The 17731-nt window shown below is 46.7% G+C and carries 20 protein-coding genes; 8 read left to right on the top strand and 12 right to left on the bottom strand.

What is annotated here, in order from left to right; translation table 11 throughout:
* Positions 1-49: 49 nt before the first annotated feature.
* The 4 genes from RHEIN_RS15115 to RHEIN_RS15105 form a co-directional block, all read right to left on the bottom strand.
* Positions 50-922, bottom strand: coding sequence for an HDOD domain-containing protein (locus RHEIN_RS15115; protein WP_008899844.1), 873 nt, complete (start codon positions 920-922; stop codon positions 50-52).
* 106 nt (positions 923-1028) lie between these two features.
* Positions 1029-2003 (bottom strand): hypothetical protein, encoded by a 975-nt coding sequence (locus RHEIN_RS15110; protein WP_008899843.1) that lies wholly within the window; start codon positions 2001-2003, stop codon positions 1029-1031.
* Positions 2004-2074: 71 nt separating this feature from the next.
* Positions 2075-2209, bottom strand: coding sequence for a DUF2256 domain-containing protein (locus RHEIN_RS20750; protein ID WP_082335703.1), 135 nt, complete (start codon positions 2207-2209; stop codon positions 2075-2077).
* A gap of 48 nt (positions 2210-2257) precedes the next feature.
* Entirely contained in the window at positions 2258-2722 is a 465-nt protein-coding gene (locus RHEIN_RS15105; RefSeq protein WP_008899842.1) for a hypothetical protein, read from the bottom strand.
* Positions 2723-2958: 236 nt separating this feature from the next.
* On the opposite strand from RHEIN_RS15105, the gene glpE reads away from it, so the two are divergent.
* Both glpE and RHEIN_RS15095 read left to right on the top strand, forming a co-directional pair.
* Positions 2959-3285: a thiosulfate sulfurtransferase GlpE gene (glpE, locus tag RHEIN_RS15100; protein ID WP_008899841.1), complete on the top strand. Its 327-nt coding sequence runs from the start codon at positions 2959-2961 to the stop codon at positions 3283-3285.
* On the top strand, positions 3278-4126 hold the full coding sequence (locus RHEIN_RS15095; protein WP_008899840.1) for a rhomboid family intramembrane serine protease: 849 nt from the start codon (positions 3278-3280) through the stop codon (positions 4124-4126). Before glpE ends, RHEIN_RS15095 begins: the two co-directional genes overlap by 8 nt.
* A gap of 26 nt (positions 4127-4152) precedes the next feature.
* Here RHEIN_RS15095 and RHEIN_RS15090 read toward each other — a convergent pair whose 3' ends face one another.
* Entirely contained in the window at positions 4153-4563 is a 411-nt protein-coding gene (locus RHEIN_RS15090; protein ID WP_008899839.1) for a flagellar basal body-associated FliL family protein, read from the bottom strand.
* A 61-nt stretch (positions 4564-4624) separates the two neighbouring features.
* Positions 4625-5776, bottom strand: a complete 1152-nt coding sequence (locus tag RHEIN_RS15085) for an FAD-dependent oxidoreductase (protein ID WP_008899838.1) — start codon at positions 5774-5776, stop codon at positions 4625-4627.
* 249 nt (positions 5777-6025) lie between these two features.
* Between RHEIN_RS15085 and RHEIN_RS15080 the strand changes: the two genes are divergently transcribed.
* Positions 6026-6550 carry a chorismate--pyruvate lyase family protein gene (locus tag RHEIN_RS15080; RefSeq protein WP_008899837.1) on the top strand — a complete coding sequence of 175 codons (525 nt, stop codon included), beginning with the start codon at positions 6026-6028 and terminating at the stop codon, positions 6548-6550.
* Positions 6547-7413 (top strand): 4-hydroxybenzoate octaprenyltransferase, encoded by an 867-nt coding sequence (gene ubiA, locus RHEIN_RS15075; RefSeq protein WP_008899836.1) that lies wholly within the window; start codon positions 6547-6549, stop codon positions 7411-7413. Before RHEIN_RS15080 ends, ubiA begins: the two co-directional genes overlap by 4 nt.
* 17 nt (positions 7414-7430) lie before the next feature.
* On the opposite strand, the gene RHEIN_RS15070 is transcribed toward ubiA, so the two are convergent.
* From RHEIN_RS15070 to RHEIN_RS15050, 5 genes are all read right to left on the bottom strand, one after another.
* Positions 7431-8057 (bottom strand): 2OG-Fe(II) oxygenase, encoded by a 627-nt coding sequence (locus RHEIN_RS15070; protein ID WP_008899835.1) that lies wholly within the window; start codon positions 8055-8057, stop codon positions 7431-7433.
* 113 nt (positions 8058-8170) lie between these two features.
* Positions 8171-9100: a hypothetical protein gene (locus RHEIN_RS15065; RefSeq protein ID WP_008899834.1), complete on the bottom strand. Its 930-nt coding sequence runs from the start codon at positions 9098-9100 to the stop codon at positions 8171-8173.
* Complete coding sequence (locus RHEIN_RS15060; RefSeq protein ID WP_008899833.1) at positions 9097-9744, bottom strand: hypothetical protein; 648 nt, start codon at positions 9742-9744, stop codon at positions 9097-9099. The genes RHEIN_RS15065 and RHEIN_RS15060 overlap by 4 nt, the downstream gene beginning before the upstream one ends.
* Entirely contained in the window at positions 9719-10282 is a 564-nt protein-coding gene (locus RHEIN_RS15055) for an RNA polymerase sigma factor (protein WP_008899832.1), read from the bottom strand. Before RHEIN_RS15055 ends, RHEIN_RS15060 begins: the two co-directional genes overlap by 26 nt.
* A gap of 159 nt (positions 10283-10441) precedes the next feature.
* Positions 10442-11185: a hypothetical protein gene (locus RHEIN_RS15050; RefSeq protein WP_008899831.1), complete on the bottom strand. Its 744-nt coding sequence runs from the start codon at positions 11183-11185 to the stop codon at positions 10442-10444.
* 157 nt (positions 11186-11342) lie between these two features.
* Here RHEIN_RS15050 and RHEIN_RS15045 point away from each other — a divergent pair, with 157 nt between their 5' ends.
* The 4 genes from RHEIN_RS15045 (at position 11343) to RHEIN_RS15030 (ending at position 17100) form a co-directional block, all read left to right on the top strand.
* The gene (locus RHEIN_RS15045; RefSeq protein ID WP_008899830.1) at positions 11343-12476 is read left to right on the top strand and encodes a sensor histidine kinase; all 1134 of its coding nucleotides are present in this window, start codon (positions 11343-11345) and stop codon (positions 12474-12476) included.
* Positions 12473-13117, top strand: a complete 645-nt coding sequence (locus RHEIN_RS15040; RefSeq protein ID WP_008899829.1) for a response regulator — start codon at positions 12473-12475, stop codon at positions 13115-13117. Before RHEIN_RS15045 ends, RHEIN_RS15040 begins: the two co-directional genes overlap by 4 nt.
* A 94-nt stretch (positions 13118-13211) precedes the next feature.
* Positions 13212-16472, top strand: a complete 3261-nt coding sequence (locus RHEIN_RS15035; protein WP_008899828.1) for a PAS domain S-box protein — start codon at positions 13212-13214, stop codon at positions 16470-16472.
* 55 nt (positions 16473-16527) lie between these two features.
* Positions 16528-17100, top strand: coding sequence for a DUF3833 domain-containing protein (locus tag RHEIN_RS15030; protein WP_008899827.1), 573 nt, complete (start codon positions 16528-16530; stop codon positions 17098-17100).
* 230 nt (positions 17101-17330) lie between these two features.
* On the opposite strand, the gene RHEIN_RS15025 is transcribed toward RHEIN_RS15030, so the two are convergent.
* Positions 17331-17729 (bottom strand): DUF2721 domain-containing protein, encoded by a 399-nt coding sequence (locus RHEIN_RS15025; RefSeq protein ID WP_008899826.1) that lies wholly within the window; start codon positions 17727-17729, stop codon positions 17331-17333.
* Positions 17730-17731 lie beyond the last annotated feature (2 nt).

Here is a 17731-nt window from a genome sequence, read left to right as displayed (position 1 = left end):
TTAATTAACAAAGGCATGATAAAAACAAAGGGAGCCTAAGCTCCCTGTCTTAGGCGTGATACCTATTGGGCACACCTTGTTGTTGCAGGTAGTCGCCTAAGTCGTGCAGCGTCAGTTCATCCAGTTCCAGAATGTCCAGAATGGTGGCTTTATACTGATCCCATTCAGGGTCCATATCCAGATCCAACAATACTTTGCTTTCATCTGTCATATGCTCAGCCAGTTTCAGCAGTGCAAATAAACGTTTTTCGTAAAGATCATCAGAGGCCAGGATCAAGGCATGGCTATGATGGTACGCAATCACATTGGTCAGCTCAGGTGCTAAACCCCAGGACTGAGCAATCATATAACCCAGCAATTCGTGCGTGGTCTGAAAATTCTGATCTTCAGCGTCTGACATGCTGTAACCTGCCAAATGAGCTTGTTTCAGCACTTTGGCATAATCTTTAAACTGGCTGCTGATCAGCAGCATGCCGGCATTATGGAATAAACCTAAGCTGTAGGCATCGTCAGCGCAATCTGTGCCATAACGCAGTTGTTGAGCTAACAAAGTGGCTGCGTTGGCTACATTAGCCGCGCTTTGCCACAGGCTTTCAGTAAATCTGTCCGTCCGGCCTTCACTTAAGGTAAAACGCAGTACCACTGAACTGACTAATTTAATCACCCGGTTTAAGCCTAAAAACTTACAGGCATGTTCTACTGAGCTGATTTTTCGGCGTAAACCAAAATACACCGAGTTCACCACTTTAAGGGTGAAGCCAGCTATGCCCAGATCCTGATTGATCAGTTCAGCAATACGTTTGATATTGGGATCATCACTTTCAATTTCTGCTTTGATACTAAGTAAAACAGTGGGCTGAGGAGGAATAGTAAAGCCGCTTAATGCTTTTTCTACCTCGGCCATATTAATTGCTTTTGCCATGCTGCGGTTCCGGCGTATTGAGTGATGGAATAAAGTGCATATAGTAAGAGGCCTGTGCGTAAAAAGCAAAACGGGATCCGCAGATCCCGCTCTGGCAGATCAGGGATCAGCTCTTTTTCAGCTGTTTTTCCAGATTTTTTAATTCATTTTTCAACCTTTTATCATTTTGTGACTGATTCTTAATATGCGGCAGCAGTTGCCGGGCTTTATCTTGCTGCTTTTGCACCAGATAAATTTGCGCCAAACGTAGCTGAGCCCAGCCCGTTTTCGCATGGTCACTGTCCTGATAAAACGCTAAATACCCCTCTAACGCCTGTTGGCCAGTGTGTGGGTTTTGTTGTTCTGTTGCAGCTAATCGGCCCAGATGATAGAGGTAACTTTGTTGCTCCGCTAAATCCGTCGCGGCCGCTGCAGCTTTTTGGTATTGAACAAAAGCTTTGGCTGGTTCCTTGTTTATGCTGAGTAAATTGCCATAGGCTGCTAATAAAGCCGGATGCTCCGGATACTGTTGCAGCTGTTGTTCGGTGAGTTTCAGGGCTTCTGGCAGTTTATCGTCATCCATCAATACCTCTATGGTCGCCAATGTGCCTTCTGGCTGATGTTTTTCTGCCATGGCTTTGGCCAGCTTTTTTGCTTCTTTGGTATCACCACCCGCTATCGAAGGGGCTTGCAGATAAAAGCCAATCAAGATGTGTTGTATTTTAAGATCTTGCGGTGCTGCCGCCATGGCTTCTTTCAGCAAAGCTAAACCTTCTTTGGCGTAAGAAGCCGCGGAAAAAATACTGCTGTCCTGTGCCAGATTAAACTGATTTAACGCCGCCAGACGCAGCAGTTCCGCATCTTTTGGATAGTGCTTTAATGCCTGATTAGCCAGTTGTTCTGCTTGTTCAGATTGCCGTAACCCCAACATAGTTTCCAGCTGCAAAACCAGCAATTCTTTGTTCGCCAATTGAGGGGCCTGACCCAGTTGCTGTTGTAGCTGGCTGAATTTATCCCGCTCCAGCAATAGATCATAAGAACTGACATCGCTGGCAAATAAGGGGAAGCTGCTTAAAACGGCAATGAAATACAAGGCTTTCATAAAAAATTCCTGTCATAAAGGTTAACCCTTATTTAACAGGAGTCGGGCAGGTGGTCACAATAGGCCGAAGGTCACTTTTTCCGACGACAGCGCTCAGAGCAATATTTCACTTCAGGCCAGTTTTTTTGCCATTTTTTCCGCCAACTGAAGGCTAAACCACAGCAAGCGCAGATTTTCTGGGGCAGATGTAATTTATGGTGGGTCATACAAGCTCCGTTTTAGCTGACTACGGAGCTGACAGAGAAAAGGATCGGTTAAGAATCCAGATAAGGCCGGCCTGACATCATTTGTTGTGCCAGTTGCGATTCAGCTTCGGCATCATTCAGTTCAAGGGTGGCAAACTGCACATCAAACTGAATTAAATCATCGTCCGGTAACAACTGAGCTATCAGTTTATCCGGCACCTGACCCACCTGACGGTAAGCGTTAATCGCCACCTGAGCGGCTTGTTCCATCAACTGAAAGAATTGACCCAAAGGAAACTGCTGGAAGATTTCCGCATCCAGTTGTGCCCAACCCAATAAGTCGCCACTGATACTGCCATCGGCATGATCGGTAAATAACATAGAGACAGCCGGAAAGGGCGGGTTTTCACCGGATTGGTAGTTGTCCAGATCCTGCTCGTCAAACACCAGTATAAAACCAAATCCCGGGCAGCCTTCAGCGTCCATATCATCAAAAGCAGGATCATAAATTAAATACAAGGGACTATCTGACATGGGTATTCTGTTTCCAAACCAACAAGGCGCGCTATTTTACCTAAGCTTGGGCTTGAGCTAAAGCTGTAATTGTTAACTTGGTGTTTTAATGCGGTATTTAGCTGCTTTGGGCTGGTTATTTCTTCGTCAATTGTCTGCAGTTCGGCGGATCCGGCATAAGCTATGGTACTCAAGGCGTGTCAGCTGGGCTACTATAGCGGCATCAATCTGAAGTTTGAGCAGTAACGGAGTGACCCATGAGTGAATTCAGTCGTATTTCAGTAGCCACAGCGCTGGAGCAAATAGAACAGCATAAAGCAGTTGTAGTCGATATTCGTGATGAGCAAAGTTATGCCTCTGGCCATATTGCTGATTCTTTCCATTTAACCAACGGCAGTCTGAATCAGTTTATCCAACAAACTGAGTTTGAAACTCCTGTGGTGGTGGTTTGTTATCACGGCAATTCCAGTCAGGGCGCTGCTCAGTACTTAGCACAACAAGGTTTTGAAACTGTATTCAGTATGGATGGCGGTTTTGAAGCCTGGCGTCAGCAACTGCCTTTTGTTACGGATTCCCATGATTAAGATTGGAGACTTTGCCTCTTCCGCTGCAGCTCTGAGTCTGGCTGATTATTGTAAAAGTCAGCAACTGGATGTCAGTGTGGTGGTGCATTCTGCAGAGCAGGCTGAGCTTTGGTGTGCACCTGAACATGCCGAACTGGTGGTTGCTGAGTTAGAGCGCTTTTTGTTAAACCCTTATGCCGACCGTTATCAGGCTGCGGCATGGGACAGGGCAGAAGTAGTGGCCTCAGGGACAGGCTCAGCTGGTTTATCCGGTTATTGGCAACAGTTATGGGCTAATGGTGGCTGGTTTTGCCATTTGGTCTGGTTGTCAGCCTTGCTGGTGTATGGCTGGCAGCAAGTGGACCCCTGGTCCGCTTTAGCTGCATTGCAATTAAAACCTGAACTGGGGCTTAGTCTGGAACAAGGCTGGCGTTGGTTTACGCCGGGCTGGTTGCATTTTTCCGGCTCTCATCTGGTGTTTAACCTGATCTGGGTCTGGTATCTGTTGGGGCCACTGGAGCTGAAGTCAGGCCGTGTGGTCGCTATTAGCCTGACTTTGTTGGTGTTGTTGTTTTCCAACCTTGCACAGTTTGTGATGGTTGGTGCTCACTTTGGTGGCATGTCAGGCCTGGTCTATGGCTTATTTGGTTTTTATTGGATCTGTGGTTGGTTAAAACCGAACTGGGGTTTGCAGATCAGCACTGGCTTAATAGGTTTTATGTTGATTTGGCTGGTGATTGGCTTTTTTGATCTGCTGTGGATTTCGATGGCAAACTGGGCACATTTAGCGGGCTTACTGACAGGCATGTTTTGTGCTGTGTTACTGGTAGCGGCAAACAAGGCTCTCACCGTACAGCGCTGAATGTACGGTGATTCAGGTTTTACTGCTTAGTGGTACAGATATTTAGTAAACAAAACGTCTTTTAAAACATCCTGACCTGTCTCTTTTTTCAGGGCGTCACGCAGTTGATTCAGGATTTTTAAGCGAATTTCTTCGCGCCCTGTTAATGAGCGGATGGTGTCGCCATTTTCACGACCAAAAGCGAACACAATTTTATCCAGGATCAGTGGTTCGTGATGCTCTATCACGTCCAGATACTTTTTATCCATAATCATCAACTCCATAGTGACCCGAACATAACCCAGTTCTTCGGTCGTAGGAGTGATGTAGTTAGTCACTATATCCGGATCAAAACCAAAATAAGCATAATTGACTTTCATAGGTGCATTGGCCGCACTCTGAGCCCAGAGACTTTGACTTAACAATAAAAAAACAAAACAAGTCAGCGCTTTTTTCATCCGGTTTACTCTTTCATTTTTATCAAACATTCAAAAAAGGATCTTACCCGAAGGTCCGACGTTAAGCTATCAAAGCTGGTATTTCTTTTGCCAGCCGCAAACGTTGCGCCACCATTTTTCCGGTCAGAGCGAAACCTAGTAACTGACCTGATGGGCTCTGAAATCTCGCCATCCAATCCATGCCTTGGCCTTCGTATACCCATTCGCCTTGTTGTTCTTTTGCAGCTGGCCAGCTTACAACAGCTAAAGCTGGCGACTTGACGATCACTGGCATTACAGGAAATTGCACTGGCGTGATCCTGCCTGTCAGAGTCAGGGCTAAAGCTCTGGCAGATAAACTAATAGGCTGAATATACATCAGGTTATAGCCACAGATTTCTGCACAGTCGCCCAAAGCATAGATATCAGCGGCTGAAGTTGCCAGAGTCTGATCCACTTTTATGCCTTTGCCGCAGTTTATACCTGCGTGCATCGCAAGCTGCAGCTTTGGCTTTAAACCCACAGCAGATAAAATCAATTCTGTGGTCAGGTTGCGGCCATCAGTAAGCTGAAGGCTTAATTGCTGTTGGGCAAGTTGAGCATCTTTTATCGACGATCCCCAATAAAATTCAACCCCTAATGCTGTTAACTGCTGCTGTAAAAGCTCACCCAGGGCAGGCGGCAGAAGTTGGGCTAAAGGTTGCTGCTCCAGCGCTATCACCGATACCTGAAAACCTGCTGCAGCTAAATCATTAGCATATTCAATGCCAACTAAGCCCGCTCCAAGCACAGTAATTTTTTGTTTGTTCTGGCTTTGTTGCAGAAAATTCTGGTAGTCCGCTAAGTCATTCACAGACCAGACCAGGCCATCAGTTGCAGCCGGCAGTGAGAGTCTCAGCGGGCTGGCTCCTGTTGCCAGCACCAGTTGCTGATACTGGATCAATCCTTTGTTGGTCAGTACCTGATGTAGTTCCGGATTAATTTGCTCTGCACTACAATAAGGCGACACCTCAATATGTAGCTCCGCTGCCATTTGGGCAGCAGTTTTCTGTACCAGGTCGCTGGCACTTTTTTGTTTGCTAAAGCCATTGGATAACAAAGGCTTGGAGTAATAATCAGCGCTGTCGCTGCTGATCAGGCAGATACTGCGTTCTGGGTCTAGTTTACGCAGTTCTTTGGCAAGGCTGTAGCCAGCGTAACCTGCTCCGACAATTAAGGTGTGGTAATGAGTCATAAGAAAGAGAAGATCAATAAAATAATAAGCTTATGGTAATCAATTTCGGGTCCAAAGGCATTACATACCAATACGATGGCAAAATTGTTATGATGCGCGGCACCTTAGCTGCAGTTTGTTTTTATACCCAAAGTAATTGGAGTTGCAGCGAGGCGACAAGTGCTTGAGACCCCAGGAGCATAGTAGTCCTATGTGACTGGGGCAAGAGCACGCAGGTAACAAAGCTGCAGCTTCAAGTACGAAGGGTATATGCACAGCACAGATAGTCTTTTCCAACTTAATGCAGAGTGGCAAAACGCCCAACAACTGCAATTTCCTGATGCTCTTGAACCCTGGTTGTTATGTCAGGGTTCACTAACAGCATTGCTGAAAAGTCATTGCCAGACTTTCAGGCTGGAATTGGTGGCAGAGCACTGGCAAAGGCTGCCAGATTATTTACAGCAGCAATGGCAACAAGCTGTGGGTTTAAAACGCGATGTGATCCTCTGGTGTGATGGTAAACCTTGTGTCTATGCACAAAGCTGGTTACCTGAATCCACTCTGGAGCAGATGGAGCCTTTAGCTCGTTTGGGGGCACAGCCTTTAGGGGAGTATATTTTTCAGCATGTCAGTTTAGAACGTGGTGTGATTGAAGTGGCATTACTTGAAAGCGGATTGGTATTGCCTGTCGTAGGTGAGCAAAACGAACTGTGGGCCAGACGCTCTGTCTTTTCAGTGCAACAGCAACCATTATTGGTGCAGGAAATCTTTTTACCCGGGGTGCTTGAGCTATGAGATGGCAGTTGCAATGGCAGCAGTGGCCTTATTACCGCCAGTTAATGCGTCTGGACAGGCCTATTGGTATTTATTTACTGCTTTGGCCTACCTGGTGGGCCTTGTGGCTGCTGTCGTCCGGTTTGCCTGATTTAACTTTATTAGCCGTATTCAGCGCCGGTGTTGTGCTGATGCGCTCTGCCGGTTGTGTTATTAATGATTACGCCGACCGCAATTTTGATGGTCATGTGGAACGCACCAAAGCACGCCCCCTGGCTGCCGGATTAGTCAGTAACAACGAAGCTTTACAGCTTTTTGTGGTGCTGTTGCTGTGCAGCGCCAGCCTGTTACTGTTTTTGGATGCCGCCACTGTGTTATTGGCTGTAGTGGCCGTAGCTCTGGCTATTCTTTATCCCTTTATGAAACGTTTTACCTATCTGCCCCAGTTTGTATTAGGTGCCGCTTATAGTTGGGGTATTCCTATGGCCGCTATGGCCACAACAGGCTCTGTTCCTTTATGGGTTTGGGCTTTGTATCTGGCGAATTTGCTCTGGACAGTGGCTTACGACACCTTTTACGCCATGGTTGATATGAAAGACGATCAAAAAATAGGGGTTAAATCCACAGCCTTATTATTTGGTCGTTATTGCCATCCTGTTATTGCTGGCTTACAGCTGATGTTTTTAGTGCTGATGGCCTGGGTGGGTCAACAAAATGGCCTTGGCCTGTTTTTTTATGCCGCTTTGGTTTTGGTATTGCTAAGTTTTATCCATCAACACTGGCAGGCGAAAACTCAGGGCAGGGCAGGTTGTTTCCAGGCCTTTTTAAATAACCACTACAGTGGTTTATTGCTCTTTGCCGGTATTGGTCTGGACTTGCTCTAGACAGAGACTATTGATGCTTAACGTGCTGGATCGATCCGGCCCTGAATACTGCTGTTATGCCGAAACCAGCCAGCAATACTGTAGCGGGTTTCCGATGCGGGTAATACTTCATGCGGGAAGCGGCAGCTTTCAAACACCACCAGAGTGCCAGCTTTCGGCTGTACTTTGGTTAACAACTGACCCTGTTCGTTATACAACACCAGCTCGCCGTCTTGTTCTGCCGTATTCAGATAACAGACGGTGGAGAGCACTCTGTTAGAACGACCCACAAAAGCATCCAGATGCTTCTGATAAAAGTCGCCTTGCTGGTAACGGGCGTAATGCGCTTCAAAATCTATTAAGCCTAAAAAACAGCGTTGGTTCATATCCTGTTGCAGCTTTGCCATCAACTGCAAATACTGCAGTTGCACCGGGTTGTCTGGATTTAACCAAGCGGTCTGATCACGCCGGATCTGCTTGTCCAACTGGTGCTGACCCTGGCGTCCAACGCCTGCGGCTGTGAGCTGCTGTTGCTGCACATCCTGATAGAGCGCCCAGCATAAATCAGCCGGAATGGCTTGTTCCAGCACCACATAACCTTGTTGATAAAAGGGGCTGGCCAGTTGTTCCAGCCAGTTTGTTAAGCTTGGCCACTGATAGGACATAAAAACTGTTCCGCTTTAGTTCGGCATGAAATTGCGGCTTTGTACGTCAGAAGTTGAACTGCTGTCAAGACAACACAGAAGCTAGCCTCTGTGTTGTCTGAAGGGAAGAACTGTTAATACTGATAATAACTGGCTTTTTTCAATAAAGCCGGAGCATCAATTTTGCCTGTGACACACTGATTAATATCGGCTTTTTTTACCACCCAGTAATGATCTTTGGCATTGTTTCTGCCTGAAAGGCTCAGTTGAAAAGACACAAACTCTTGTTCTTTTAAATCCCGTAAACTGGCGCCATAGTCACATAAAGTGGCGCTGAACACCTGGCCTACTTTAGCCACAAGTTCAGTCTGGCGCTGCGCCGCCAGTTTTTGTTGTTCTGCGCGTTTTTTATTGTATTGCTGTTCCTGCTCGGTCAGGTTTTTTTGCAACTGCGCCAGCTTGCTTTTCAGTTGCTCTGACTTTTGCTTAATCTCTTTCAGCTCTTTTTGCTGATCGGCATTCAGTGTACTGACTTTGGATGAAAACTCGATGTCACGTTGTTCCCGCTCATAGTCACGTAAATCCCGTTCTATATCACGGCGTTCTTCCCGCAAGTCACGCAGCTTTTCACTTTGATCCTGCTGCTGTTCAGCCATGGCTTCAGCGGCTTCAGCCATTTCTTCAATAGCTTCTTCATCAAAGCTAAAACTAAAGCTGTTGCCATTTCCCGCTATATTGACAGGGTTTGGCACATGGGTTGAAACCACAACAGTGGTGCCAGGGGCTGAAGGTGCCACCGGAGGCGCATGAGGTACTGGCGGTACCATAAAGTGGCGTAACCAGCCGTTGTGGCTGTCCACACGAAAAGCAACACCATGGCCCATCAGATAGCTGTGTTGGATCCGGCCTATGCTCGAGTGCTCCTGACCGCCGAGAGAGGTTTGCAGTATGTCCTGCATAATTTTCAGGTTTTGCCCAAGGCGGCCATTCACTTCGGCTGCTGTTAAGCCTGTACTTGCGATAATAAGGCCTGCCAACAAGGAGACTTTGCTGAATAGCTTCATGGTTTTGTTACTCCACCAGGTTGTTGAATTGGGTTATAGACTGCGCTGGCATCCAGTCTGGCCTGACTTGGCTGATAGTTTTCCTGCCAGTAATGCCAATCGGACTGACGCTGCTGATTCAGGTATTCCACCAATTCCAGCATGTCGGTGCGTCTTTCTTTGGTTTGTTGTTCGGTTAAATAATCCTTCAGCAGAATCAGCTGTGACGCTTGTTGCTGTTGGGTGTTTTGTAACTGGGTCTGGATATAATCCAGCTGTTCTTTGCGGTAGCTGGCGAGTAAAGTGTCCAGTTGCTCTTGCTGTATCTGTTGCTCGCCGCGCCAGCTTAATGTCAGGCCACTGTCCTGCATTTGCATCTCCAGTGGTGACAGGCTGATCACTAAAGCCAGGGCGGAAAAAGCCACGCTCAATTTTGGCCACCAGCTATGACTTTGTGTTGGTCTCTGCCATTGCTGGGCAAACATCGACATGCTGTCGATGTCTGGCACAGGGGCGAAAAAAGGCGCTTTGGCCTGACGCTGAATCATCTGCGCTGTCTGGAAACGGCTGTACCATTCACTGTTCTGGTCCAGTTGCTGTTCGCATTCGCTGGCCGTCAATTTTCCGGCCAGCCAGGCTTCAAAAATTTGCTGACTGTTCGACATCTGCTAACTCCAACTGCGTACGCAGTTTATCTAAGGCCGCATAAAATCTGGATTTGATGGTATTGCTCGACAGCGCCAGCTGATCGGCAATTTCATCAAAAGTAAACTGCTGATAAAACCGCAATTCCACTACCAGTCGTTGCTCTGGCGGTAAAGTTCGCAACTGCTGTTGCACCATCCGCTGCGTGTGCTGGCCATAAAGTTGTTGTTCAAAACCTGGTGCTTCATCATCATAAAAATCATGGTCGTCGGTAAACTCTGTGGTTGCTTTACGCTTCCTGAGCATATCCATAGCTCGGTAGTTGGCGATGCCAAACAACCAGCTTTTAAAGGAGCTGTCACCCCGGTACTGTGCCAGGTTACGGCAAAGCACCATCAATACATCCTGCAATAAATCGCGGGCGTCATCGGGCGAACCCAGTAAACGCAGGCCAAAATAATACAGGGGCGCCTGATATCTCGACACCAATTGCTGCCAGGCTTTGGCATCGCCGCCTATGGCTTTTTCTATTAAGCTCTCGTCGCTGCGTTTAAACACTTTTGATCTGTGATGAAGTGGTATTGATGATAAGTCGTATCAGGTCTGAAAATAGTTTGCCTGATTTGACAAAAAAGCAGGAATATTTTTGGAATGTTTTTAAGTGATTAAATTAAAAGGGAAATCTTTTAATTGATTTCCCATTGGTTGAACTGATGATTATGCCTGTTTTCTTATTGGTTGCGATAAGCGGCGTTTAAACCAGATAGTAGCCGGGATACCTATCAGGCTGGGGATCAGCCATGGCACCATAATCCAGTGGCCTGTTAATAACTCTTCAAATAAGGCCCGGCCGCCAAAGGCAAAAAATGCGGTGTAGGCTGCAATACCAGAGCCAATCATGGCGGAGGCATGTTCTATTAACCAGCGGTTGTTTGTCACAGTTTTTGTATGCAGGTAAGTCAGTATGCCAAAACTGGTTACAAGTGAAATACCGGCAAACACCATCACCAGCGGCATACCAAATTTAAAACCTTGCCAGCCACCATAAATAGCTACTATGACCAATAACCAGACAGGCCCCTGATAGCTCCAGTGTTTTAAAGGATCGCGGTTTTGTTTGCATAACAAGGTGCCTGTTGCATGACGTATGGTGACCCAGGTCAGCAGACTAAGTAAAAACAGAAACAGGTTAAGCATCATAAAAAAGTTTAATTTGCGCTGCTGGATCTGGCCATCGACTATGAAACCTGCACCTTTAATTCCTATAGGATCAAACCAGACCAGACAGGTCATCACTAAACCACTAAAAGCGACCACTTTCATAATATGGCCATAATAACGGCCTGATTTACGGTGCAACTGGCTGCCTTTGCGGCTCAGCATAGGCAACCAGAACAACAGCAGTGCAATAACACCTAAGGCAATATGCAGTTTTAATAACAGGCTATGGAACATTAACATAATCATCTCCTTTAACAGATGCACTCAGATTAAAACTTCAGCTGTGTTTTTACAGGTGCCATAAGTCAGGAGTTTTCACTGTGACTTTTGGCCTATTGAGCTGAAAGCAAAATCGGGCATACTGCAAAGCCAGAAGTTAAAGGTCAGTGAAGTGGTTATGAAACTAAAGTTTTCAATCGCATGGGATGTGTTGGCCGGGATGCTCACCTGGTTTTTAGTTTTTGCACTGACTTTATACCTGAGCTGGCCCCATGATCGGCTCTGGTCTTTATGGCCATGGATAGTGACTTTGTTTCTGCTGAATGGCGCTTGTTTTTATTGCGTGACCCGCAGTGATGAGCGTTCTGGTGTTTTACCCCGCTTTGAACTGATCTGCTATATCCTGCAACTACTGTTCGCTTTAGCCTTGAACTGGATCTTGCCCTTTGACTATCTGGCAATCCTGAGCATTATCTGGGTGTCGGTCTTACCTTATCTGCTGCCGATGCGAACTGCTGTGTTTATTACTGTTGCTGTGTTGGGGCTTTGGTATGGCGTGGATTCCTATATAGAACAACGCGCTATGTGGATCACGGCTTTGCTCTTTAGTAGCTTTCACTTTTTTGCTTTGTTGATGAAAAACCAGGCTCGCTCTGAGCAGCAGGCCAGACAAGAATTGCAGCAAACCCATCAGCAATTACTGGCGACCCAGGATCTGTTGATGATGGCGTCCCAGCAGCAGGAGCGTACCCGTATAGCCCGTGATTTACATGATGTGTTGGGCCATCATTTAACTGCTTTAACCATTAATTTGCAGGTAGCTGGGCACTTAACGCAAGGCGAAGCCAAAACCAAAGTGGATCAATGCCATCAGATCGCCAAGTTATTGCTGTCGGATGTGCGTGAAGCCGTCAGTGCTTTGCGTGAACAACAGCAATTTTCTATTTATCAGGCGCTGGAGAAACTTCTAAGAGCAGTGCCTGGGGTGAAAGTGCAGTGGGATTGCCCACAAGATGTTGAACTTGCCGATGTAAAAGTAGCGCAGCAGTTGCTCTTGATAGTGCAGGAAGCTTTAACTAATACTCTAAGACATAGTCAGGCCACTGAATTTTATTTAGCTGTGAAACCACAACATGGCTTTTTGCAACTAACTATTTATGACAACGGCAAAGTTTCGCCTGACTGGAAGGCAGGCAATGGCTTAACAGGTATGCAGGAAAGGGTGGCCTCCTGCGCCGGAACTTTGGTCTGGCAAGTGAAAGACAACCACTTTTGTTTACAAGTCACTTTACCTTCAGGAGTTCAGCAATGACTTTGCGTGTGCTGTTAGTGGACGATCAAATGCTGATCCGTCAGGGCATCAAAAGCCTGTTGCAGCTGTCCGGTCAGGTGGAAGTGGTCGCTGAAGCAGCGGATGGCTCTGTGGTGGTGGAGCTGGTGCAATTGCATCAGCCTGATGTCATTTTACTGGACTTGTCTATGCCTAAAGTGGATGGCATAGCCACACTGGAGCTGCTGAAACAGCAGCAACTGACCACACCAGTGTTGATTTTGACCACCTTTGAAGAACATGATCTGGTGTTAAAAAGTATCCAGCTTGGCGCCAAAGGCTATTTACTGAAAGACGTGTCATTGGAAAGCTTAGTGTCGGCCATTCAAACTCTGCAACAAGGTGGCACTTGTTTTCAAAGTACCATTACAGAACGTTTATTGTCAGGGTTAAGCCCAGTCAGTAATTTCCCCCGCCCCGCTGCTATTGAAGAATTATCCGAGAAAGAACTGCAAATTCTGCAACTGATGGCATCAGGTTATGCCAATAAAGAAATAGCCAGTGCGCTGTACAAATCTGAAGGCACTATTAAGAATCAGATCTCCAGCATTTTGGCTAAATTAGGGGTGCGTGACAGAACTCGTGCTGTGCTCCTGGCTTTAGAGTTAGGTTTGATCCATTAAATTAGCTAAGTACCTGATTTAAGGTGCCGTAATCCCTATTATTGCCGCTATACTGGAACTGTCGACAAAGTCAAAGCCGGAGTTTTTTGTCTTTATGTGGTCAAAGCGCCCTTCACACAACGGAATGTCCCTGCGGCTCTTTTTTACAGTGCCTGTTTTATTGCTATTTATACTGACTGCGGGTTTGGTCAGTCTGATTTCTTATTTCAACGGGCAACAAGCTGCCTTGCACTATGGCCAGAAACTGGCGGACCAAATCAGCCTTCGCGTGAACTCTCATTTGCAGTATTTGCTGGCCGTACCAAAAACCGTGCTGGACTCGACTCTGCAATCCATAGACAGCGGTATTCTGGATCTGCAGTCAGAGCAGGATCTGGCTCGTTTTATGACAGTACAAATTCGCAGTGCACCTTATTTAACTTATGTCTCAGCGGGTTTCGCCAATGGTCGGTATCTTGGTGTGAACAGAGATGTTGGTGATGGCCAGCTTACTCTTATCAGTTCAATGAATCAGCAAGACTTAGTCCGGGTGCGTTATACCTTGCAGGAAGTGGGTTTGCCTGGTGCCGCATTAGAGCAAGGCATTCCCTACGATGTCAGAACACGCAGCTGGTTTCAGTATGCTGTGCAACAAGGTAAACCAAGCTGGTATCCGATCTACAAATATCAGTCCTACGATGGCTTGGGTGTAGGGCTGGCTGCGCCTACTTATGATCAAAGTGGTCAGTTACAGGCTGTCATTGCCGCTGATATCAGCCTGAGTCATCTGGAACTCTATCTGCAAGCTCAGCCTGTGGAAGGAAACGGCATGATTTTTATCACGGATCTGCAAGGATACCTGATAGCCTCTTCAATTCAGGCGCCACTGGTGACCGAACGTGGAACAATGATCACACAAGTGATGGCCAGCCAAAGCGAGCACCCTTTACTTCAGCAGGCTGCCGCAGTACTGAGCAGGCAAAAGCACAGCACAGGGCAGCAGCAACTGGAACTGGATGATCAGCATTATTTACTGAACTTCACCGAATTCAGTGATCCACAAGGTTTAAAGTTGCGCATAGCTGTGGTTTTGCCGCAGCAGCCACTGATGAGTTTTGTCGATGAAAATTCTTTACAAGCCTTATGGTTAATACTGTTGGCTGTAATAGTGGGGGCGCTGCTGATTTTTGTGTTAAGTCGTAAGCTGGTGCAACCTATTGAAGCTTTGCATCGGCGGGCTGACTTGCTGGCCAGTGGCGACAGAACAGATTTTGAGCTTTACCAGACACCGGTTTTTGAACTTAATGGCCTGATCCAGTCTTTTGATCTGATGGCGACCAAACTCAGCGACGCTTTTTCACAGCTTGAACATAAAGTCGAACAGGGCACTGCCTCTTTGGATCGTTTGTCTCTGGTGGTCAGCCGCACCAGCAATGGCGTGATAGTAGCTAATGCCCAGGGGTTGATTGAATGGGTAAACCCGGCTTATGAACGTTTGTCTGGCTACAAAGCCAATTATTTACAGAACAAAGCCATTACCCAAGTGTTAGCCAATCAAAAAGCCGATGCTTTGGTACTGCAACGTATTCATCAGGCCATTAGCGGAAACTCAGGCTTTTCTGAGGAACTCTTGTGTTACAGCGCATCAGGCCAGGACTGCTGGTTGAGCCTGGAATGTGATGCTGTGTTCAGCGAGCAAGGCCAGCTGACGGGCTTTGTGTTGATTTGTCTGGATATCAGCAGCAGGAAAAAATCGGAGTCTGAAGAAAAAGACAGTCAGGATCGTACCCTGCGTCAACGTAGTACTTTGGCTCAACTGGTCGTGGATGAAGCTGTTGCCAGCGGAGACAGCCTGGCTTTTGCTAAGCATCTGGTGCGTTCAACCTCTTCGGCTATCCTCTGTAGCAGAGTCAGTGTCTGGATGTTGTCGGAGCAAGGGGACGAGATGTTTTGTCTGGCCTTGCACCAAAATGAAGGTGAACAGCAATTAGGCCAGTTGCTGTTAAGGCGGGCGGATTACCCTAGGTATTTTTCTGCTGTTGCTTCACGTGGCTGGATTTGTGCCAATGATGCAATGAACGACCCTGCCACTAGTGAGTTTGCTGAACTTTATCTGAAACCTTTAGGCATTAGTTCTATGCTCGATGCCGGTATTATTATTGCCGGTAAAGTGGTTGGGGTCTTATGTCTTGAGCATATAGGCCCACAACGGCAATGGCATTCTGACGAGGAAGCTTTTGTCAGCGCTATTGCTGCCGTGATGGCGCAAACTTTGTCGGTGGCGCAGCGCAAAGACGCAGAACAAATCAGTAAAGAATACGCCCAGCATACTCAAACCATTTTAAATAACGTGGTGGATGGCATTATCACCATTGACGAAAATGGTCGTATTGCCAGTATGAACCCTGCAGCTCAGGATTTATTCCGCTGCAAGGCTGAAGACTTTTTAGGCCACTATGCCACTAACCTGTTACCCACTGTACTGAGGCAAAATCAGGAATCCCAGCAGGCATATTTACCCACCCCTGGAGTAAAACCTTTGTTAGGCTGCAACCGCGAGCTGGATGGATTACGTGCTGATGGCAGTATTTTTGCGATGGAAATGGCCTTATCTGTGATCCGCAGACAAGGGCGACTGATTTACATCTGTACTGTGCGTGACATCACTGACCGCAAACGTATTGAGCGGCTGAAAAACGAATTTGTTTCTACTGTCAGTCATGAACTGCGTACGCCTTTAACTTCTATTACCGGAGCTTTAGGTTTGCTGCATGCAGGGGTGATGGGCGATATGCCGGAAAAAGTAAGTAGCCTGATCAGCATTGCCTATAAAAACTGCCAGCGTTTAACCTTGTTAATTAACGACTTGCTGGATATTGAAAAAATAGCAGCAGGAAAAATGCAGTTTGATTTGAAAACAGAACTGGTATTGCCACTCATTCAGCAGGCGCTGGATGCAAATAAAATGATGGCTCAGGATCGGCATATTCAGCTGAGTATCAAAGCGATATTGACAGAGGTTTGCATCAGAGTAGATGCCAAACGTTTTATTCAGGTGTTATCAAACTTTTTAAGTAATGCCATTAAATTTTCGCCTGCAGCAGCCACAGTAGTAGTGGAGTTAAGCCTGAATGAGCAAATGGTGCGTATTGCCGTCATTGATCAGGGGCCAGGTGTGCCGGAGAAATTCCGCGACCGTATTTTTCAGCGTTTTTCACAGGCCGATGCTTCTGATACCAGACAAACCGGCGGGACAGGCCTTGGTTTAGCCATTTCAAAAGAGCTTGTGCATGGCATGAATGGTTATATTGGTTTTGAATCTGTGGAAGGCCAGGGAGCCACTTTTTATTGTTGTTTTGCTTTAGCCCAGGACTGAGCCAGAGTGATTATTGCTGCGTATAACTGTTCATTCAAATGAAGGAGTGTCAGTGATGCGTGTTATTGCCTTGTTCGCCCCCCTGTTATTGTGGGGATGCAGTCATCAGGTTCAGGATTATCAACAACAAACTCCGGTGTTTAATTTACCTGATTACTTCAGCGGTTCACTCGAAGCTTACGGCGTGGTAAAAAACTGGCAAGGCAAACAAAGTGTGCGCTTTTCGGCAGAGCTTTGCGGCCAGTGGCAAGGCAATGAAGGCACCTTATTTGAATTGTTTCACTTCAGCGATGGCAGGGTAGAACAGCGGATTTGGCAATTAGCAGTAGATCAAGATGGAAAAGTCACAGGTTCAGCTGCCGATGTCACAGGTCAGGCGACAGGCCAACAAGCTGGCAATACCTTGTACTGGGAATATGTGTTGCAAATCCCGGATGGAGACGGGGTGATTGAAGTAAAAGTGGAAGACTGGTTGTATCTGGTGACGCCGCAACAACTAATGAACCAGTCCACCTTGTATAAATTTGGCCTGCCTGTGGGTGAGATTATTTTGTCTATTCAGCAACAGGATACAAAAGCCGATTGCAATGCTTTAGAGCAACAACTGGCAAAATTAAGAGCTAGCTAACCTGAATTCGGGATAAGCAGCGCCACTGAACGAGCATCTTTTCTGGCCTCTCTGCGTTGCTTTGTCTAACCATAGCTGGCTATGGCATACGACAAAGCGCCTTGATATGCGCAAAAATCTGCACATTCAGTTCGTGAGAAATTTACTCTCTTGGCTGCGCATCTTTGTCTTTTGGACTTCACACCACAAAAATAGAGTATTCGACACTCATTACCCCGAGTTCAGGTTAGTTAAGCCTGCTCTTGCTCCATACTTTCCAGTTCTATTTTTATCGCGTTGCAGGAAATCTGAATTTCATACAAAGACACCAGTAAACTTAACATCAAACTGGTGAGGCTGGCACCAAAAGCAATCTGGCCTGCCAATCCCCACTGCATAAACAGAAAAAACATCGACAGAGTACAAAGTACAAAACTAATCACGCCCCAGCGCTGCATCGAACGTATTAAAAACATACGTTGCCGTAAGTTTTCTATCTGACGTTTCGCCATATCCCTTACTTGCCCGCCTTCACGGGTATTGAGTTGACGAATAAGCTGAGCCAGCACTAAAAACCTGTTGGTGTATGCCAGTAATAACAAAGAAATGGCCGGAAATAACAAAGCGGGAGTCGTCATGGTCATCAACATAA

The sequence above is a fragment of the Rheinheimera sp. A13L genome, from assembly GCF_000217935.1.
GTDB lineage: Bacteria > Pseudomonadota > Gammaproteobacteria > Enterobacterales > Alteromonadaceae > Pararheinheimera.
This window is presented reverse-complemented; position numbering and strand designations above follow the sequence as displayed.

Coding starts and splice junctions, on each gene's coding strand:
- RHEIN_RS15115 (WP_008899844.1), bottom strand. CDS start 922: ATGGCAAAAGCAATTAATATGGCCGAGGTAGAAAAAGCATTAAGCGGC.
- RHEIN_RS15110 (WP_008899843.1), bottom strand. CDS start 2,003: ATGAAAGCCTTGTATTTCATTGCCGTTTTAAGCAGCTTCCCCTTATTT.
- RHEIN_RS20750 (WP_082335703.1), bottom strand. CDS start 2,209: ATGACCCACCATAAATTACATCTGCCCCAGAAAATCTGCGCTTGCTGT.
- RHEIN_RS15105 (WP_008899842.1), bottom strand. CDS start 2,722: ATGTCAGATAGTCCCTTGTATTTAATTTATGATCCTGCTTTTGATGAT.
- glpE (WP_008899841.1), top strand. CDS start 2,959: ATGAGTGAATTCAGTCGTATTTCAGTAGCCACAGCGCTGGAGCAAATA.
- RHEIN_RS15095 (WP_008899840.1), top strand. CDS start 3,278: ATGATTAAGATTGGAGACTTTGCCTCTTCCGCTGCAGCTCTGAGTCTG.
- RHEIN_RS15090 (WP_008899839.1), bottom strand. CDS start 4,563: ATGAAAAAAGCGCTGACTTGTTTTGTTTTTTTATTGTTAAGTCAAAGT.
- RHEIN_RS15085 (WP_008899838.1), bottom strand. CDS start 5,776: ATGACTCATTACCACACCTTAATTGTCGGAGCAGGTTACGCTGGCTAC.
- RHEIN_RS15080 (WP_008899837.1), top strand. CDS start 6,026: ATGCACAGCACAGATAGTCTTTTCCAACTTAATGCAGAGTGGCAAAAC.
- ubiA (WP_008899836.1), top strand. CDS start 6,547: ATGAGATGGCAGTTGCAATGGCAGCAGTGGCCTTATTACCGCCAGTTA.
- RHEIN_RS15070 (WP_008899835.1), bottom strand. CDS start 8,057: ATGTCCTATCAGTGGCCAAGCTTAACAAACTGGCTGGAACAACTGGCC.
- RHEIN_RS15065 (WP_008899834.1), bottom strand. CDS start 9,100: ATGAAGCTATTCAGCAAAGTCTCCTTGTTGGCAGGCCTTATTATCGCA.
- RHEIN_RS15060 (WP_008899833.1), bottom strand. CDS start 9,744: ATGTCGAACAGTCAGCAAATTTTTGAAGCCTGGCTGGCCGGAAAATTG.
- RHEIN_RS15050 (WP_008899831.1), bottom strand. CDS start 11,185: ATGTTAATGTTCCATAGCCTGTTATTAAAACTGCATATTGCCTTAGGT.
- RHEIN_RS15045 (WP_008899830.1), top strand. CDS start 11,343: ATGAAACTAAAGTTTTCAATCGCATGGGATGTGTTGGCCGGGATGCTC.
- RHEIN_RS15040 (WP_008899829.1), top strand. CDS start 12,473: ATGACTTTGCGTGTGCTGTTAGTGGACGATCAAATGCTGATCCGTCAG.
- RHEIN_RS15035 (WP_008899828.1), top strand. CDS start 13,212: ATGTGGTCAAAGCGCCCTTCACACAACGGAATGTCCCTGCGGCTCTTT.
- RHEIN_RS15030 (WP_008899827.1), top strand. CDS start 16,528: ATGCGTGTTATTGCCTTGTTCGCCCCCCTGTTATTGTGGGGATGCAGT.
- RHEIN_RS15025 (WP_008899826.1), bottom strand. CDS start 17,729: ATGTTGATGACCATGACGACTCCCGCTTTGTTATTTCCGGCCATTTCT.